16 protein-coding genes and 1 riboswitch are annotated in these 17442 nt (G+C 68.9%); of the genes, 5 read left to right on the top strand and 11 right to left on the bottom strand.

The window, feature by feature from the left end; all coding sequences use genetic code 11:
• The first annotated feature begins 22 nt into the window (after positions 1-22).
• Positions 23-136, top strand: a riboswitch (SAM riboswitch).
• Between the two features lie 16 nt (positions 137-152).
• On the top strand, positions 153-1517 hold the full coding sequence (locus tag E0H75_RS17035) for an aminotransferase class V-fold PLP-dependent enzyme (protein ID WP_131514516.1): 1365 nt from the start codon (positions 153-155) through the stop codon (positions 1515-1517).
• Positions 1518-1527: 10 nt separating this feature from the next.
• On the opposite strand, the gene E0H75_RS17040 is transcribed toward E0H75_RS17035, so the two are convergent.
• Positions 1528-3591, bottom strand: coding sequence for a prolyl oligopeptidase family serine peptidase (locus E0H75_RS17040; RefSeq protein WP_131514517.1), 2064 nt, complete (start codon positions 3589-3591; stop codon positions 1528-1530).
• Between the two features lie 10 nt (positions 3592-3601).
• Positions 3602-4147, bottom strand: a complete 546-nt coding sequence (locus tag E0H75_RS17045) for a TetR/AcrR family transcriptional regulator (protein ID WP_131514518.1) — start codon at positions 4145-4147, stop codon at positions 3602-3604.
• Between the two features lie 54 nt (positions 4148-4201).
• Between E0H75_RS17045 and E0H75_RS17050 the strand changes: the two genes are divergently transcribed.
• Positions 4202-5050, top strand: coding sequence for an alpha/beta fold hydrolase (locus E0H75_RS17050; protein ID WP_131514519.1), 849 nt, complete (start codon positions 4202-4204; stop codon positions 5048-5050).
• Between the two features lie 71 nt (positions 5051-5121).
• Here the strand turns inward: E0H75_RS17050 and E0H75_RS17055 are convergent, their stop codons facing one another.
• Complete coding sequence (locus tag E0H75_RS17055; protein WP_131514520.1) at positions 5122-6648, bottom strand: alkaline phosphatase D family protein; 1527 nt, start codon at positions 6646-6648, stop codon at positions 5122-5124.
• A gap of 193 nt (positions 6649-6841) precedes the next feature.
• Between E0H75_RS17055 and E0H75_RS17060 the strand changes: the two genes are divergently transcribed.
• Positions 6842-7933 (top strand): fatty acid desaturase family protein, encoded by a 1092-nt coding sequence (locus E0H75_RS17060; protein WP_131514521.1) that lies wholly within the window; start codon positions 6842-6844, stop codon positions 7931-7933.
• Here E0H75_RS17060 and E0H75_RS17065 read toward each other — a convergent pair.
• The 3 genes from E0H75_RS17065 to dapA are packed head-to-tail and all read right to left on the bottom strand — an operon-like array spanning position 7907 to position 11568.
• On the bottom strand, positions 7907-8938 hold the full coding sequence (locus tag E0H75_RS17065) for a LacI family DNA-binding transcriptional regulator (protein WP_238163072.1): 1032 nt from the start codon (positions 8936-8938) through the stop codon (positions 7907-7909). The two genes, E0H75_RS17060 and E0H75_RS17065, sit on opposite strands and share 27 nt — an antisense overlap.
• Before the next feature lie 24 nt (positions 8939-8962).
• Entirely contained in the window at positions 8963-10657 is a 1695-nt protein-coding gene (locus E0H75_RS17070) for a ribonuclease J (RefSeq protein WP_131351645.1), read from the bottom strand.
• Positions 10654-11568 carry a 4-hydroxy-tetrahydrodipicolinate synthase gene (gene dapA, locus E0H75_RS17075; protein ID WP_131514522.1) on the bottom strand — a complete coding sequence of 305 codons (915 nt, stop codon included), beginning with the start codon at positions 11566-11568 and terminating at the stop codon, positions 10654-10656. The genes E0H75_RS17070 and dapA overlap by 4 nt, the downstream gene beginning before the upstream one ends.
• Positions 11569-11796: 228 nt before the next feature.
• Here dapA and E0H75_RS17080 point away from each other — a divergent pair, with 228 nt between their 5' ends.
• Positions 11797-12291, top strand: coding sequence for a hypothetical protein (locus E0H75_RS17080; RefSeq protein ID WP_131514523.1), 495 nt, complete (start codon positions 11797-11799; stop codon positions 12289-12291).
• On the opposite strand, the gene E0H75_RS17085 is transcribed toward E0H75_RS17080, so the two are convergent.
• Complete coding sequence (locus tag E0H75_RS17085) at positions 12292-13083, bottom strand: metal-dependent hydrolase (protein WP_131514524.1); 792 nt, start codon at positions 13081-13083, stop codon at positions 12292-12294.
• Between the two features lie 137 nt (positions 13084-13220).
• Between E0H75_RS17085 and argG the strand changes: the two genes are divergently transcribed.
• A complete protein-coding gene (argG, locus tag E0H75_RS17090; RefSeq protein ID WP_131514525.1) occupies positions 13221-14654 on the top strand; it encodes an argininosuccinate synthase in 1434 nt (477 codons plus the stop codon).
• Positions 14655-14832: 178 nt separating this feature from the next.
• On the opposite strand, the gene paaE is transcribed toward argG, so the two are convergent.
• The 4 genes from paaE to paaB are packed head-to-tail and all read right to left on the bottom strand — an operon-like array spanning position 14833 to position 17421.
• A complete protein-coding gene (gene paaE, locus E0H75_RS17095; RefSeq protein ID WP_131514526.1) occupies positions 14833-15918 on the bottom strand; it encodes a 1,2-phenylacetyl-CoA epoxidase subunit PaaE in 1086 nt (361 codons plus the stop codon).
• Positions 15918-16397: a 1,2-phenylacetyl-CoA epoxidase subunit PaaD gene (paaD, locus tag E0H75_RS17100; RefSeq protein ID WP_131514527.1), complete on the bottom strand. Its 480-nt coding sequence runs from the start codon at positions 16395-16397 to the stop codon at positions 15918-15920. The genes paaE and paaD overlap by 1 nt, the downstream gene beginning before the upstream one ends.
• The gene (gene paaC, locus E0H75_RS17105; protein ID WP_131514528.1) at positions 16391-17143 is read right to left on the bottom strand and encodes a 1,2-phenylacetyl-CoA epoxidase subunit PaaC; all 753 of its coding nucleotides are present in this window, start codon (positions 17141-17143) and stop codon (positions 16391-16393) included. The genes paaD and paaC overlap by 7 nt, the downstream gene beginning before the upstream one ends.
• Positions 17140-17421, bottom strand: coding sequence for a 1,2-phenylacetyl-CoA epoxidase subunit PaaB (gene paaB, locus E0H75_RS17110; RefSeq protein WP_131514529.1), 282 nt, complete (start codon positions 17419-17421; stop codon positions 17140-17142). The genes paaC and paaB overlap by 4 nt, the downstream gene beginning before the upstream one ends.
• Positions 17422-17442: the final 21 nt, after the last annotated feature.

A 17442-nucleotide genomic window follows, 5' to 3' on the forward strand; every position in this document is an offset into this window, starting at 1 on the left:
CCGTTCGTTACCGTTCTCGGCAGGTCATGAGTGCCAGCGTCAAGCCCCGGCTTGCTGGCCGGCAACCCTCCTCCGCGGTGGGGTGCCCCGGGTGAAGACCGGGCCGTGCGGACACCCCGTTCGGCAAGCGCGGACTTCCTGGGAGCAGCACCATGTCGATCCTCTCCATCCTCGAGCCTGCCAGTACGACGGCCCCGCGGCCGACCGTCGCCCGGCTCTCCACCGGCAGCGTCCCGGCCACCGTCGGCTCGGACCTCCTGGTCCCGCTGGCCGACGGCCGAGTCACGGACTACGCGAACTTCGACCATGGGGCCAGCGCGCCGTGTCTGGAGTCGGTCCGCGCCAGCGTCGAGGCCGCACTGCCGTCGTACGCGTCGGTGCATCGCGGCAACGGCTACGCCTCGCGCATCACCACGCAGTGGTACGAGCGGGCCCGCGCCGAGGTGCACGCGTTCGTCGGCGCCCGTGCGGACGACCAAGTGATCTTCACCCGGCAGACCACCGACGCACTCAACCTGCTGGCGCACGTCGTGCCTGCGGACACGACCGTGATCGTCTTCGAGTCCGAGCACCACGCGGCTCTCCTCCCCTGGCCGGCCGAGCGGACCGTCCGCCTCGCCGCTCCGAGCTCCGCCGCCGAGGCGGTGACGAACGTCGCGGACGCGCTCCGGGCCGCACCCGAGGGGCCCCGGCTGGTCGTGGTCACCGGCGCGTCCAACGTGACCGGTGAGATCTTCCCGATCGCCGAGATCGCCGCAGTCGCCAAGGCCCACGGAGCCAGAGTCTGCCTGGACGCCGCCCAGCTCGCGCCGCACCGCGCTGTTGACATCGAGAAGCTGGACGTCGACTGGGTCGCACTGTCCGGCCATAAGCTCTACGCCCCATACGGCGCCGGTGCGCTGATCGGCCGCTCGGACTGGTTCGACGCCGCCGACCCCTACCTGTACGGCGGTGGCGCCACAACCGCAGTCACCGGCGACACCGTGGTCTGGGCGACCGGGCCGGCACGCCACGAAGGCGGGTCCCCCAACGTCATCGGTGCGATCGCACTGGCCTCGGCGTGCGCCGCAATCACCAAGCACCGCGACGCGATCGAGCAGCACGAGCGCAGCCTGCTAGCCCGCCTTCGCACGGGTCTCGCCCAGCTCCCCGGCGTTACGACGTACTCGATCTTCGCTGAGGACGCGGACCGCGTCGGCACCGTCTGTTTCACCATCGCCGGACTGAGCTCGACGCTCGTGTCGGCGGCGCTGAGCGCGGAGTACGGCATCGGTGTGCGCGACGGCAAGTTCTGCGCGCACCCTCTCGTCGGACACCTGCTCGCCGGCTCCGCCGAGCACGGCACCGCCGTACGGGCGAGCCTCGGCCTCGGTACGACGCGTGAGCACGTGGACCGTCTCGTCAACGCCGTACGGACGCTCGCCACGAGCGGACCGCGGACGGAGTACAAGGACGCCGCCCACGGCTGTCAGCCCGTCGACGACCCCCGCGACCTCAGGGCCCCCCGGATCTGGTGACCCGGCCCTCCTACTGCTCAGGAGGTACGAGACCTACGTGGTGAGCAGCGAACGCCAGTAGGTCCGCCCATTCCGACGCGACCATGGCGGCGGGCTTGCCGAAGCCGTGGCCGGTGTTGACCTCGATCCGGGTCAAGATCGGTGCGGCCGAGGACTGAGCATGCTGCAGCGTCGCGATGAACTTGTGGCTGTGCAACGGCACGACGCGGTCGTCGTGGTCACCGGTGACCACGAGCGTCGCCGGGTACGCCGTCCCGTCCCGCAGACTGTGGAGCGGTGAGTAGGCCAGCAGGTCCTCGAACTGCGACTCGTCGTCGGGATGCCCGAAGTCGGACGCCCACGCTGCTCCCACCGTGAACAGGTGGAAGCGCAACATGTCCATGACGCCCACCCCCGGCAACGCGACTGCGAAGAGGTCCGGGCGCTGCGCCATCACCGCACCGACGAGCAGGCCGCCGTTGCTGCGGCCGTGGATCGCCAGCTGCTCCGGAGTGGTCACGTTGGTGTCGCGCAAATGCTCAGCCACGGCGATGAAGTCGTCGAACACGTTCTGCTTGTTCTTCAGCCGCCCCGCGTCGTGCCAGTCGCTGCCGTACTCACCACCGCCACGCAGGTTGGTGATCACCAGCACTCCACCGGCTGCGAGCCACGCCGGCCATCCCGGCCGGTAGTCCGCCAAGACCGGGATGCGGAAGCCGCCGTACCCCCACATGAGCGTCGGCCGGGGCTGTGAGAAGTCCAAGTCGGAGCGAGTGATCAGGAAGTACGGCACGTCGCGGCCTGGCGCGATCCGGCGAGTCACAGTGACCGAAGGCGGAGTGAAGCCACCTGCGCCACGAACCAACTCCGGCAGCGCACGGACAGCGCCTGACTCGGCCGAAACGACGTACGACAGCGTGGGATCCGTGGTGGTCGACAGGCCGATGAAGATCTCGTCGTACTCCGGCGACGCGTTGAGACCGACCACTCCGCCGCCCGGCACGTCGACGACCCGCGCACCCGAGCCGTCCAGCGCGTAGAGCGTCAGCACCGGCTGTGCGTCCACCAGCGTGAGCGTGGTCAGGCCGGCCGCCGTACCGCGGACCGCCTGCAGGGTCGCCTCGCCCTCGGGGATCAGATCGGTGAACGTACCGTCCAGCGAGGACAGCACCACGCGACCACGGGACGCGTCCCGGTCGGTCCGCAGTACGAGCTGATCACCGGACATCCGCACGAACGCGATCTCGTCGGCGAACTCGTCCACCACCTTGACCGGATCGCCGAGGCCGTCCGACGTGATCGGGAAGACCCAGAGCCGGGTCGCCGGGTCGGTGCCCTCGGTGATGTGCACGACCAGGTAGCGGTCGTCCTCGGACACCTCAGGCGTGATGAAGAAGCGGTCCTGGTCCGGGAAGCTCAACACCAACTCGTCCGACGACTGCGGGTCGCCGACCTTGTGCAGCATCAGCCGGCCACCGGTGAGCGACTTCGTCTCCGTGCCCTCGCTCCGGCCGGTCGGCGGATAGTGCAGATAGAGGTACGCCGAACTGTCCGGGAGCCACGTGGCCTCGCAGAACTTGGCCTCGGTCACCCCGTCGTCCGCAGCGGTGCCGGTGGCGATGTCGAGCAGCCGGAACGTCGTCCAGTCACTGCCGCTCTCGTTGATGCCGTAGGCGAAGTACTTGCCGTCCGGGCTGACGGTGAACGAGCCCAGCGAGTCGGTGCCGTCGGCGGACAGCGTGTTCGGGTCGATCAGGACCCGGCCGCCGGCGAGCAGTTCCTCGAGCGACTCCGCGACGTACACGACGTCCTGCGCCTGTGTCCCGTCGTTGCGGCCGGCGAAGTACCAACCGGCCTTCTTCGCCGGTACGCCGGCCCGCGGCCGGGCAAGGATCGCGGACATCGTGGCCTCGAACCACGTCCGCTCCGGGTACGTCGAGAGCTCGGCCTGGGTGAACTCGTTCTGCCGGCGGACCCAGTCCTGGGTATCGTCGGAGTCCGGGTCCTCCAGCCAGCGGTACGGGTCGGCGATCTGGTGGCCGTGCAGCGTGTCGACGACGTCGTCGCGACGGCTCTCGGGGTAAGCGGCGGTCATGCGATCCAACCTAACCGGCGAGTGCGACTTTCAGCAGAAGCTCGTACGTCGGCCGCGGGTCGACGTCGTCGTGCCGCGCGATGCGGTGCAGGATCATCCCCTCCGAGGCCGCCGCGATCGCCCGGGCTGCCTCGCGCGGGTTCGGCGCGCCAAGCTCGGCGAGTGCTGCAGTTGCCGTCGTCTCCATGGCCTCGCGGCCACGCGACAGCGCCTCCCGCAGGACGGGGTCATGGCTGCCTTCCAGGAACAGGATGAGCCGAGCGGTGGTGCGGACCCGGTTGAGCCGGGTGATGTAGTCGAACAGCGCGCACATCGCGTCGACGAACTCATCGGCCGAGCCCAGCCTCAACTCCGAACCGATCGCCTCCGACTCGCTCGCGGCGATCCAGTCGACGACGCCGGTCAGCAACGCCGCCCGGGTGCGGAAGTGGTTGGAGGTCGAGCCCTTCGGCAGTCCGGCCCGCTCGTCGACGCGAGCGTGGGTGAGGGCACGCAGTCCCTCGGTGCCGAGCAGGTCGACGGCGGCTTCGAGCGCACGAGTACGCGTTGAGGTCACCCGAACACTATAAACGTAGTGACTTCGTACTACGTTCGTAGTACCGTCGACTCCATGCTTCCTCAACTCGATGGGGTGACCCATCACTTCGTCGAACTGCCGGGCCTGCGGATGCAGGTGGCCGAGGCCGGCAGCGGCGAAGCCGTCCTGATGCTGCACGGTTTCCCGCAGCACTGGTGGGAGTGGCGTGACGTCATTCCCACGCTGTCCCAGCACTACCGGGTGATCTGTCCCGATCTGCGCGGTGCCGGGCTGACCGACGCGCCGCCGGACGGCTACACCACCGACCAGCTACTGGCCGACGTACTCGCGCTGCTGGACGAGCTCCACCTCGACCGCGTGCACCTACTGACGCACGACTGGTCCGGGGTCCTCGGCTTCCTGCTGTGCCTGCGCCATCCCGAGCGCGTCCGGGACCACCTGGTCATCGCGATCCCGCCGCCGGCCGTGCGACCTGACCGAGGGTTCGCGCTGCGAGCCCTGCGGTACGGGTGGTTCAACCTCGTGCTGCCGTGGCCGGGCCTCGGCCCCTGGGCGCTCCGCTCCGGCCGGCTACCCCGTCACATGATGCGCAGGCACTCGACCACGATGCCGGAGGAGCTCATCGAACTCTTCGCCGATCAACTGCGTGATCCGGCCAGGGCGCGGGCCGGGTCAGCGTTGTACCGGAACTTCATCCAGCGCGAAGGGATGCGTGTCCTGCGGGGCAAGTACCGCGACCTGCAACTGACCACACCGACTCGAGTGCTGCTCGGCGCGGAGGACCTCGTCGTGCGGGCCGAGTCCATCCCCAGCCAGGACGGCATCGAGGTCGCGGAGATCGCCGGCGCGGCTCACTTCCTCGTCGACGACCGTCCGGACGCGGTCGTCGAGCATGCACTGGAGTTCTTCCAGCAAGAGTGAGCGTCGTACCCACCGCCCCCGGTGGGCGGCATCCCGCGCAGGCGCCGGAGGCCGGTGGGTACGACGGGCCCTCAGTGGCGGGCCGGGTTGATGTCCTGGGACCAGAGCACGGTGCCGAACAGGTTGCGCAGGGATGCGGTGAACACACCGCTGCGCGGGTCGATCGAGACGTGACCGAAGAACTGGTTGCCGCTGGCCGGCGACTGGCTCGGGAAGTCGGCCGCCTTCACGAACTCGACCTTCGGCCCGAACGTCGAGTCCAGGGTGTTCGGGCCGAACGCGCCCGCATTCACCGGGCCGGCCACGAGCTCCCAGAACGGGTCGAAGTCGGTGTAGGCCGCGCGGGACGGGTCGTAATGGTGGGCCGCGGCGTAGTGCACGTCCGCGGTCAGCCAGATCGTGTTGCGGACCTTGCGCCGCTTGAACTGGCTCAGCACCCAGGCGATCTCGTGCTCACGGCCGCCGGGCGCGCCGCTGACGCCGTTCGCGACGGCCTCGATCAGCGTGCCGTCCGGGACCAGCAGGCCGAGCGGCATGTCGCTGGCGATCACCTTCCAGGTCGCCTTCGACGCGGCCGCCTCGCGGACCAGCCACGCGGCCTGCTCGGCGCCGAGCATCGCGACCGGGCCGACGGTGTCGGGCGTCGGGTTCGCACCGCGGTACGTCCGCATGTCGAGGCAGAACACGTCGAGCAGCGGCCCGTAGCTCACCTTGCGGTAGATCCGGTTCCGGCCGGCCGAGTGCACCATCGGCAGGTACTCGAGGAACGCCTTCCGGGCCCGGGCCGCCAGGACGTCGACCCGCTTCTCGGTGTAGCGGTCGTCGGTGAGGATCTCACCGGGGTACCAGTTGTTCAGCGTCTCGTGGTCGTCCCACTGGCTGACGATCGGGACGTCGGCGTACAGCGCCCGGACGTTGTCGTCGAGCAGGTTGTACTTGTACCGGCCGCGGTACTCGGCCAGCGTCTCGGCGACCTTGGACACCTCCTCGGTCACCACGTTCTTCCAGACGGTGCCGTCGGCAACCTTCAGCTCGGCCTCGATCGGGCCGTCGGCGTAGATGTTGTCGCCGGAGTGCAGGAAGAAGTCCGGCCGGGTCTGGTGCATGGCCCTGTACGCCGCCATGCCGCCAATCTCGGGGTTGATCCCGTACCCCTGGCCGGCGGTGTCGCCGGTCCACACGAACGACAGTCCGCGGTTGCGGCCCGGCGTACCGAACGAGCCCTCGAGGGTCTCGCCGCGGCGGCCCGAGGAGTCCTCGAACGCGATCCGGTAGTCGTAGCGCTGACCCGGGCGCAGGCCCTTCAGCGGCAGCTGGGCGGTGAAGTCGTCGTCGGGTCCGGTGATCGGGCCACGCAACCGGATCGCCCGGTCGAACCGGCCGTTGCTGGTCAGATCGACGACCAGCCGGGCGCGGCGGTCGGTCCGGGACCAGACGACGGCGGAGTTCTCGGTGACGTCGCCCGACATGATCCCGGACGGCAGCGCGGGCCGGTCACGACGTGCGACGTTGGGGGTCGCGCTGGCCACCCCTGGCACAGCCAGGGAGGCTCCGGCGACGGTGGATGCGGCCAAGAGCTGGCGGCGGCTCAAGTTCATGCCGCCAGCTTGCTCCGCACCGGTGACGACCGGGTGAACCCCGGATGATCAGCTCCCTGTCTCACACTGGCGCGGACCGGTTGCGTCGGCTCCGCGTCCATGGTTCCGTTGGGTACCAGCCACAGCTACGTGGCGCTGCCCTGGACCCGGTAGCGCATCGCGGTCGATGCACTCCCGAAGTGGGGCGTTTCTCATGTCACAACTCGTCGCCGATGACGACCATCCGCAGCAGCGGTACACAAGCCTCTACACCGACCTGTCCCGAACGGTGCGCGAGCTCGGGCTGCTGAATCGGCGCCACCGCTACTACTGGATCCGGATCGCCCTGGTGACGCTCGCGTTCGCGGGTGTCTGGGCCGGTGTTGGTCTGCTCGGTAACTCGTGGCTCGTACTCCTGCTGGCCGGCGGGCTGGCGCTGGTGCTGACCCAGGTCGCGTTCCTCAGCCACGACGGCGCGCATCGGCAGATCTTCGACTCGAAACGATGGAACGACTGGACCACGCGCCTGCTGGCCGCCGTACTGGTCGGGATGAGCTCGAGCTGGTGGCACTCCAAGCACAGCCGCCACCACGCCGCACCGAACCAGCTCGGCCGCGACCCGGACATCGGTGCAGGGGTCATCGCCTTCACGCCCGGAACGTTTGCCCAGCGCAAGGGTCTGGCCGCCTGGCTGACCCGGCGCCAGGGCTGGCTGTTCTTCCCGCTGCTCACCCTGGAGGGCCTGAGCCTGTACGTCGCCAGTCTGCGCCACCTCTTCCGGCGTACGGCGTCCTCGATGGAACGCATCGAAGCCGCGATCGTGCTGACTCGCTTGGCCGGATCGGTGGCGGCGTTGCTGATCTTGCTGCCGGTCGGCAAGGCAGGAGCGTTCTTCGGGCTGCAGCTGGCCGTGTTCGGGATCTGCCTCGGTGGGTCGTTCGCGCCGAACCACAAGGGCATGCCGCTCGTCCCGGCGACGATGAAACTCGACTTCCTCCGCCGCCAGGTGATGATGTCCCGCAACATCCGCGGCGGGATGATCGTCGACTTCGCGCTCGGCGGGCTCAACTACCAGATCGAGCATCACCTGTTCCCGAGCATGCCGCGACCGACGCTGCGGCAGGTCCAGCCGATCGTTCGCGAGTACTGCGATCTGCACGGGGTGAAGTACACCGAGGTCGGGCTGTTCACGTCGTACGGGATCGTCGTCGACTACCTGAACAACGTCGGGCTCAGAGCACGGGATCCGTTCCAGTGCCCACTGGCGGCGGAACTCCGCTCAGCCGGCGGGCGGGATCTCGCCTGAGCCGCGGATCGTCAGCTTCACCGGGACGCGGACCGTCCGGCCCGGTCGGTGCGGCTCGGGCAGCCGCTCGGTCATCAGCTGGATCGCGGTCCGGGCCATCACGTCGGCCGACTGCGCGACCGCGGTCAGGCCCGGGCTGAGCAGGTCGCCGAGCGCGAGGTCGTCGAACGACACCAACGCCACCTTGCCCCGCCGGCCGGCCAGTCCGCGGAGCACCTCGGCAGTCGTCATGTTGTTCGCCGACAGCAACGCCGTGGCCGGCTCCGCCCGATCCAGTACGGCGGACAGCGTGATGCCGATGCCCTCCGTGGTGGGCTCGGACAGGTGGACCAGGTCCTCGTCCACGTCGATCCGGTGCCGGGCCATCGCGGCCCGGTAGGCGACCACGCGCTCGCGGGCAGTGAAGATCCGCTCGTCGTCACCGAGGTACGCGATCCGCCGGTGGCCCTGCCGGATCAGGTGGTCGATCGCCTGGTCGATGCCACCGGCGTTGTCGGCGAGCACCGCATCGGCCTCGATCCCGTGCGCCGGCCGGTCGATCGTGACGACCGCCATCCCGGCGTCGACATGCGGGGCGAGGTACTCCTGGGTTTCCCCGATCGGTGCCATGATCAGCGCGTCCGGCCGGCGGGCGACGAACTCCAGGCAGACGTCCCGCTCCCGCTCCGGGTCCTCGTCGGTCAGGCCGATCATCACGACCGAACCGCTCGAGCGGGCCCAGAGCTCGACCGCGCGGCCGAGCGAAGCGAAGAACGGGTCGCCGATGTCGCGGATGACCACCGCGATCGTCCCGGTCTTGCCGCGGCGCAGCATCCGGGCGCTCTCGTTCGGCGTGTAGTTGAGCTCCTTGATCGCCGCCTGGACCTTCGCGGTCAGCTCCGGGCTGACGTTCGGCTCCTCGTTCACCACCCGGGAGACCGTCTTCAGCGCGACGCCCGCCCGGGCCGCGACCTCCTTCATCGTGGGCCGGCGCTGCCCCGTGCCGTTCACCCCGCTGATGCTCAACCGCCGGCCCACCCTTCCTGGTTCTCAGCTCTCCACGACGACCGGGATGATCATCGGGCGGCGGCGGTGGGTGTCGCTGACCCACTTGCCGACCACCCGCCGGATCACCTGCTGCAGCTGGTACATGTCGTCCACGCCGCCGCCGATCGCCTTCTCGATCTCCGCCTCGATCCGCGGCTTCAGGTCGTCGAAGACACTGTCGTCCTCGACGAACCCGCGCGCCTGGATCTCCGGCCCGGCAGTCAGTTTGCCGGTGACGGAGTCCATCACGGCGATGACCGAGATGAAACCCTCGTCACCGAGGATCCGGCGGTCCTTCAGCGAGGTCTCGGTGACGTCGCCGACGGTCGAGCCGTCGACGAAGACGTACCCGCAGTCGACCTTGCCGGCCACGACGGCCTTGCGGTCGATCAGGTCGACAACCACCCCGTCCTCGACGACGACCACGTTCTCCCGCGGTACGCCGGTCTGGATCGCGAGGTCGGCGTTCGCGTGCAGGTGCCGGATCTCGCCGTGCACCGGCATCACGTTGCGCGGCTTGACGATGTTGTAGCAGTAGAGCAGCTCGCCGGCGCTGGCGTGACCGGACACGTGCACCAGCGCGTTGCCCTTGTGGATCACGTTCGCCCCGTGCCGGGTCAGGCCGTTGATCACCCGGTAGACCGAGTTCTCGTTGCCCGGGATCAGGGACGACGCCAGTACGACGGTGTCCCCCGGCTGGATCTGGACCACGTGGTGGTCGTTGGCCGCGATCCGCGACAGCGCCGACATCGGCTCACCCTGCGAACCGGTCGAGACCAGCACGACCTGCTCCGGCGGGTAGTTGTCCAGCTCGCGCATGTCGATCAGCGTGTCACCGGGCACGTTCAGGAAGCCGAGGTCACGGGCCACACCCATGTTGCGCACCATCGAGCGGCCGACGTACGCGACCTTGCGGCGGTGCTTCACCGCGGCGTCCATCACCTGCTGGACGCGGTGCACGTGCGAGGCGAAGCAGGCGACGATGATGCGCTGGTTCCTCGCGTTGGTGAAGACCCGGTCCAGCACCGGCGCGATGTCGCGCTCGTGCGTGGTGAAGCCGGGCACCTCGGAGTTGGTGGAGTCGACGCAGAACAGGTCCACGCCCTCCTCGCCGAGCCGCGCGAACGCGCGCAGGTCGGTGATCCGGTTGTCCAGCGGCAACTGGTCCATCTTGAAGTCGCCGGTGTGCAGCACCATGCCGGCCGGCGTCCGGATCGCCACCGCGAGCGCGTCCGGGATCGAGTGGTTGACCGCGATGAACTCGCAGACGAACGGGCCGATCTGCAGCTTCTCGCCTTCGACCACGGTCTGCTGCGGCACGTTGCGGTGCCGGTGCTCCTTGAGCTTGCCCTCCAGCAACGCGAGCGTGAGCTGCGAGCCGATGACCGGGATGTCACCCCGCTCACGCAGCAGGTAGGGCAAGCCGCCGATGTGGTCCTCGTGGCCGTGGGTCAGAACCACCGCGACGATGTCGTCGAGGCGGTCCCGGATCGGCTGGAAGTCCGGCAGGATCAGGTCCACGCCGGGCTGGTTCTCGTCCGGGAACAGTACGCCGCAGTCGACGACCAGCAGCTTCCCGTCGTACTCGAAGACCGTCATGTTGCGGCCGACCTCGCCGAGGCCGCCGAGCGGGATGACCCGCAAAGCGCCCGGGGTCAGAGGTCCGGGCGCGTCGAGATCTGGGTGGGGATGGCTCATGCAATCAGTCCTGCCGTCTTGAGGTCGGTGGTGAGCCAGTCCACTTGCTCCGCGGTCGCCTCAATCAACGGCGACCGGAGTGTCGCGTGCTCGATGACGCCGGCCAGCTTGAGCGCGGCCTTCACCATGATGGCGCCCTGGGTCCTGGTCATGATCGCCTCGACGGCGGGCACCACCCGTCGGTCGATCTCTCGTGCGGTGGCGAGGTCGCCGGCCACCACGGCGTCGATCAGTTGGCGGTACGGCTCACTCGCGACATGCGCGACGACGCTGGCGATACCCACCGCGCCGATCGCGAGCCAGGCGAGATTCAGCTCGTCCGCACCGCAGTAGTAGAACAGATCGGTGTTCGCCAGCACCTTGGTGGCCCCGGCGACGTCGCCCTTGGCGTCCTTCACCGCGACGATCCGCGGGTGCTCGGCGAGCGCGATCAGCGTCTCGGTCTTGACCTCGACGCCGGCCCGGCCGGGGATGTCGTAGACCATGTTCGGCAGGCCGGTGGCGTCGGCGACCGCGGTGAAGTGCGCGCGCAGCCCGTCCTGCGGAGGCTTGTTGTAGTACGGCGTGACGACCAGGAGGCCGTCTGCCCCCGCGGCCTCGGCCTGCTTCGCGCACTCGATCGTGTGCCTGGTGTCGTTGGTGCCGACTCCGGCGACCACCTTGGCCCGGTCACCGACCGCCTCGAGCACCGCCTTCACCAGCTGGACCTTCTCCGCGTCGGAGGTGGTCGGCGCCTCGCCAGTGGTCCCGTTGATCACCAGCGCGTCGTTGCCGCGGTCGACCAGGTAGCTGGCCACCTTCTGCGCGGCCTCGAGATCGAGCGAGCCATCGGGCCGGAACGGAGTGACCATGGCCGTCGTCAGGCGGCCGAAGGGCAGCGCCGACGAGGCAGAAGAATCTGGCGAGGACATGGGGCTCAGATTACCGCTCCGAAGCCGCAGAGAAATGAGTAGGCCTGATAGCTGTCCGCTCGGGGGTCCGGGCAGCTACCAGGCTCACTCGTCCTATCGGGCCGGCGCCGGCAGTCGTTACAGCTTCGACCAAAAAAGTCCGGAAAAAATTCTGCGAATACTCTCGGTGGTCACACCCTCGCTCCGTGTTCATCGATTCATGGCTCCCCGACCCGATAGCCTCACGCCGTGCCGACCGTGTCCCCCGCCCAGCGATCCCTGACTCTCGTGACCGGCGCGATGCTCGCCGCGATCCCGGTCATCACCCTCGTCGTGTGGGTGACCCTGGCCGCCGACGGTGTCGGCGAGTTCCCGCCCACCTGGGCGCCACTGGTGGTGCTGGTCGCCGCGGCGCTCGCCTATGCCTTCTGCGAGTTGGCCGGCTTCCGCGCGCCGGCCCTGGAGTACTCCGCCCGGCCGGCGGCCGAGATCGAGGCCGAGTCGTGGCGGCGGTTCACCCAGTCCACCTTCACCCGCTTCGCGGTCTGTGAGGGCGTGTTCATGCTCTCGATCGCGCTCGCGTTCGTGGTCGACAGTTTCTGGGTGGTGCTGGTCGGCGCGGTGCTCGCGCTGCCGCTGGTGGCGTGGGAGGTCTGGCCCGGTCCGCGCGACCAGCAGCGGTTCGCTGCGTCGCTCGAGGCCCGCGGGACCCCGTCGTACCTCACTGGACGGCTGCAGGACTGACTACCTGCCGGCCAGCCAGATCGAGGTGGCGTCGAAGAGTTGCTCCACTGCTTGCAACGCGCCAGGGAGTAGCAGTACGCCGCCCGCCAGAAGCAACGGCGCAATGAGGATGCGCTCGACCCAGCCGCCGGTGCGGAAGCGCAGTGGACGCGGGAGCCGGATCTCGTACCAGGTCTCGCCGCGGATCGGCAGCGGCCACAACCACGGGCAACCGGAGCGGGTCAGGCTGTCACCAAGGCAATGCGTGAACATGCCGAGCGCCACCGCGACACCGATCCATCCGCCGATCCCGGTCAGACCGGCTTGTACGGCGTCCGCGGTCGACGTACCAGGGAGCGCCGTACCGATGACTGACCAGCCGACAGCGGCGAGGACCGCGAGGATCAGCCAGTCGCCGAGCACGTGGGCAGCCAGGAGGAGTCCGGTCGCGGCGATGGCGAGCACAGCCCACTTGCCTCGGTCGCCAAGGCTCGCCGCGAGTACGCCGAGCAGGATCGCGGCGGCCAGGGTGTGCGTGGCGTGGCGGTGCTTCCCAGTGCTGTCCTCATCCCGTGGTCCTTTGGTGAGGTCGTAGAGCAGACCCGAGAACGTGCGGATCATCGCGGACACCAGTCCGGTCACCGGACCGAGCAGCCGGGACGCACTCGCACCCGGGTGATCGAGGTCGGGGACGAGCGCGTAGCCGGCCGTAGCCGCCGCGAACGGGACCACCTCCGCCACCGACGTCAGCCCCACCAGCGGTGCGACCGCCAGTCCCAGGCACCACCCCGACAGGGCATGCGACCGACCCATCACCTGCGCCTCACCACTCCCTCACCCTTGCCTCACCATGGCAACGGCCCATCCTTTCAATCCGGATCCCACGCCCCGGGGAGGCTCGCCCGAGGTCCCGTTTTGCATAATCATGCAGACAGGTGCATACTTTTCCTGTGTCCAAGGTGCTTACGTCATTGCCGGTTGGTGAGCGGGTCGGGATCGCGTTCTCGGGAGGTCTCGACACGTCCGTCGCGGTCGCGTGGATGCGCGACAAGGGAGCGGTGCCCTGCACATACACCGCCGACCTCGGTCAGTACGACGAGCCCGACATCGCCTCGGTCCCCGGCCGCGCCACGGCGTACGGCGCGGAGATCACCCGCCTGGTCGACTGCCGCGCGGCGCTGGTCGAGGAAGGGCTCGCCGCGCTGGCGTGCGGGGCGTTCCACATCCGGTCCGCCGGGCGGACGTACTTCAACACCACCCCGATCGGGCGGGCCGTCACCGGCACGCTGCTGGTCCGGGCGATGCTCGACGACGACGTCCAGATCTGGGGCGACGGGTCGACGTTCAAGGGCAACGACATCGAGCGGTTCTACCGCTACGGCCTGCTGGCGAACCCGCAGCTGCGGATCTACAAGCCGTGGCTGGACGCGCAGTTCGTGCACGAGCTGGGTGGTCGGAAGGAGATGTCCGAGTGGCTGGTCACGCACCAGCTGCCGTACCGGGACAGTACTGAGAAGGCCTACTCCACCGACGCCAACATCTGGGGCGCCACCCACGAGGCGAAGACGCTGGAGCACCTCGACACCGGGATCGAGAACGTCGACCCGATCATGGGTGTCAAGCACTGGGATCCGGACGTGGAGATCCTGCCCGAAGAGGTCTCGATCGGCTTCGAGCAGGGCCGGCCGGTGACGATCAACGGCAAAGAGTTCGGCTCCGCGGTCGACCTGGTGCTGGAGGCGAACGCGATCGGCGGCCGGCACGGTCTGGGGATGTCGGACCAGATCGAGAACCGGGTGATCGAGGCGAAGAGCCGCGGCATCTACGAGGCTCCCGGGATGGCGCTGCTGCACTCGGCGTACGAGCGGCTCGTGAGCGCGATCCACAATGAGGACACGCTGGCGAACTACCACAACGAGGGCCGGCGGCTCGGCCGGCTGATGTACGAAGGCCGCTGGCTCGACCCGCAGTCGCTGATGCTGCGGGAGTCGCTGCAGCGGTGGGTCGGTACGGCGGTGACCGGTGAGGTCACGCTGCGGCTGCGGCGGGGTGAGGACTACTCGATCCTCGACACCACGGGCCCGGCGCTCAGCTATCACCCGGACAAGCTGTCGATGGAGCGGATCGAGGACTCGGCCTTCGGCCCGGTCGACCGGATCGGTCAGCTGACGATGCGGAACCTGGACATCGCCGACTCCCGCTCCAAGCTCGAGCAGTACGCCGGCCTCGGCATGTTCGGCAGCTCGAACCCGGCCCTCGCCTCCTCCACCGACCTGATCGGCGCCATGCCCACCGGCGGAGCCGAAGCCATCGCCTCCCGAGGCGAAGTTTCCGAGGAAGACGAGCTGCTGGACCGCGCCGCGATGGAGTCAGGCACCGACTGACCCCGCCCCGAGCCGCCACCCCACCCGGCCCCCACCACCTCTCCCCGCATTTGGCTGGTTAACCCCTGCGCTTGCGGGTTCTCCAGCCGAATTCCGGAGGGAGAACCCGCTACGCGGAGGGTTGACCGGCCAAATCGTCGGGTGGGGAGGTGGGGGGTGATGGCTGCCGGGCGGGGGGTCAGGCGTCGTAGTCGAGGATGACGATCGGGGTGGTGGGGTGGGATTGGCAGGTCAGGACGTAGCCGGCCTGGATTTCGTCGGGTTCCAGGGCCCAGTTGGTGTCCATGCGGACGGAGCCTTCGAGGAGCTTGGCGCGACAGGTGCCGCAGACACCGCCCTTGCAGGCGAAGGGGGCGTCGGAGCGTACGGCGAGAGTTGCGTCCAGGACTGCCTTCGAGTGCTCGGCCAGGGCGAACGTCGAGCGGCGGCCGTCGAGGATGACGGTCACTTGGGCCGCGTTCTCGTCGGTGGGAGCCTCCTCGACCGGAGTTGCCGGAGCCTCGTCGCCGACGTGGAAGAGCTCGGCGTGCACGTGCTCGCGCGCCACGCCCTCCCCCAGCAACAACTCCTGCGCGCCGACGACCATCGCGTACGGACCGCACAGGAACCACTCGTCCACGGACCCCAGCGGCAGGATCGTCGCGAACATCCGGCCCAGCCGGTCCGCGTCGATCCGCCCGCTGAACAGCTCCACCTCGGTCGACTCCCGGGACAACACATGCACCAGGTGGAACCGCTCGGCGTACCGATCCTTGAGGTCGGCGAGCTCGTCCGCGAACATCACCGATCCCGCGGTCCGATTGCCGTAGAGCAGAGTCACGCGCGACGACGATTCGACCGACAAGATCGTCGCGACCAGCGACAGCACCGGCGTGATCCCGCTGCCCGCGGCGACGAAGGCGTAGTGCTTCGCGTTCGCCGCATCGAGCGTCGTACCGAACCGGCCGAGCGGCGTCATCACCTCGAGCTCGTCGCCGACCTTCAGCCCCTGTGCCGCGTACGCCGAGAACTCGCCGCCCGGGATCCGCTTCACACCGATCCGCAACACGCCCGAACCGGCCGGTGAGCAGATCGAGTAGCTACGCCGTACCTCCTCGCCGGCACGGCGGATGGTGAGATGCTGCCCGGCGCTGAACTCGTACTCCTCGGCCAACTCCGGTGGCACCTCGAACGTGATCGCGACCGAGTCGTCGGTGATCGCCTCGATCGCGGCCACCTTCAGCGGATGGAAGACGGCCCGGCGACGGGCCACAGTCGTCGTCATCACAACGCCTTGAAGTGATCGAAGGGTTCGCGGCACGAGTTGCACCGCCACAGCGACTTGCACGAGGTCGACCCGAAGTGACTCAACTCGGTCGTGTCCGGGGAACCGCACAACGGACACCGCACAGTCAGACTCAGCATCACCGGACCGCCGACGGCCCGACGCCCGGTCGGCGGCGCGATCCCGTACTCCGTCAGTTTCGCCTTCCCGGACTCGCTCATCCAGTCCGTGGTCCACGCCGGCGACAGCACCGTCTCGACCCGTCCGTCCACCTGCAGCGCCTGGAGCGTGAGCTCCACCTCGTGCCGGATCAGATCCATCGCCGGACAGCCGGAGTACGTCGGGGTGATCGTGACGACGACCTCATCGCCCTCGTGCCGCACACCCCGCAGCACGCCGAGGTCCGCGATCGTCAGCACCGGCACCTCCGGGTCCGCGACCTCACCAACGGCTTCGAGGATCGCGGTGTCGGTCACCATGTCGCCCCCGGATGCGAGCGGGCTACATGCTGCAGTTCCGCGAGCAGATACCCCAAGTGCTCGGTGTGCCGCCCCTGACGGCCACCACTGTGCTGGTACGACGCCGAGGGCCGGCTGCACGTCGATTCGTCGATCACCGCCATCACCCGACGCGTCCACTCGTCCTGCAGCGTCGACGGATCCACTGCGACCGCGAGACGACGTACGAGCTCGTCGGACTCGAACAGCTCGGCGGTGTAAGGCCAGAGCGCGTCCAGCGCCTGCTCCATCCGACGGTGGCTCTCCTCGGTCCCGTCGCCGAGGCGCAGCACCCACTGGGTGGCGTGGTCGACGTGGTACGCGACCTCCTTGACCGCCTTGCCGGCCACACCGGCCAGCTGCTCGTCGTCGCAGCTCCGGAGCTCGTCGTACAGCAGTTGCTGGTACGTCGCGAAGTACAGCAACCGTGCCATCGCGTGCGCGAAGTCGCCGTTCGGCAGCTCGCACAACTGAAGGTTGAGGAACTCACGCTCGTCCCGGAAATACGCGAGATGGTCCTCCGAGCGACCAGCACCCTCGACCACCCCGGCGTACTGCAGCAGCGACCGGGCCTGGCCGAGCTGGTCCAGCCCGATGTTGCCGAGGGCAACGTCCTCCTCGAGCTGCGGCGCTGCCGCGATCCACTCGGCGGTGCGCTGCGCGGAGATCAGCGCGTCGTCGCCGAGCCGGAGCGTGTAGAAGAACAAGTCGGACAGAGAGGCGCTCATAGGTGTTGAACGCCTTCCGGGACCTGGTAGAAGGTCGGGTGCCGGTAGACCTTGTCGCCGGCCGGGTCGAAGAACTCGTCCTTCTCGTCCGGGCTGGACGCGGTGATGTCGGCGGCGCGGACCACCCAGATCGACACGCCTTCCTGGCGGCGGGTGTAGACGTCGCGCGCGTTCCGCAGCGCCATCGTCGCGTCCGGCGCGTGCAGGCTGCCGACATGCGTGTGCGACAGTCCACGCCGGGACCGCACGAACACCTCCCACAGTGGCTCGATGCTCATCCACGTCCTCGCTTCGCTGCG

The sequence above is a fragment of the Kribbella capetownensis genome, assembly GCF_004331485.1.
GTDB classification, from domain to species: Bacteria; Actinomycetota; Actinomycetes; order Propionibacteriales; family Kribbellaceae; genus Kribbella; species Kribbella capetownensis.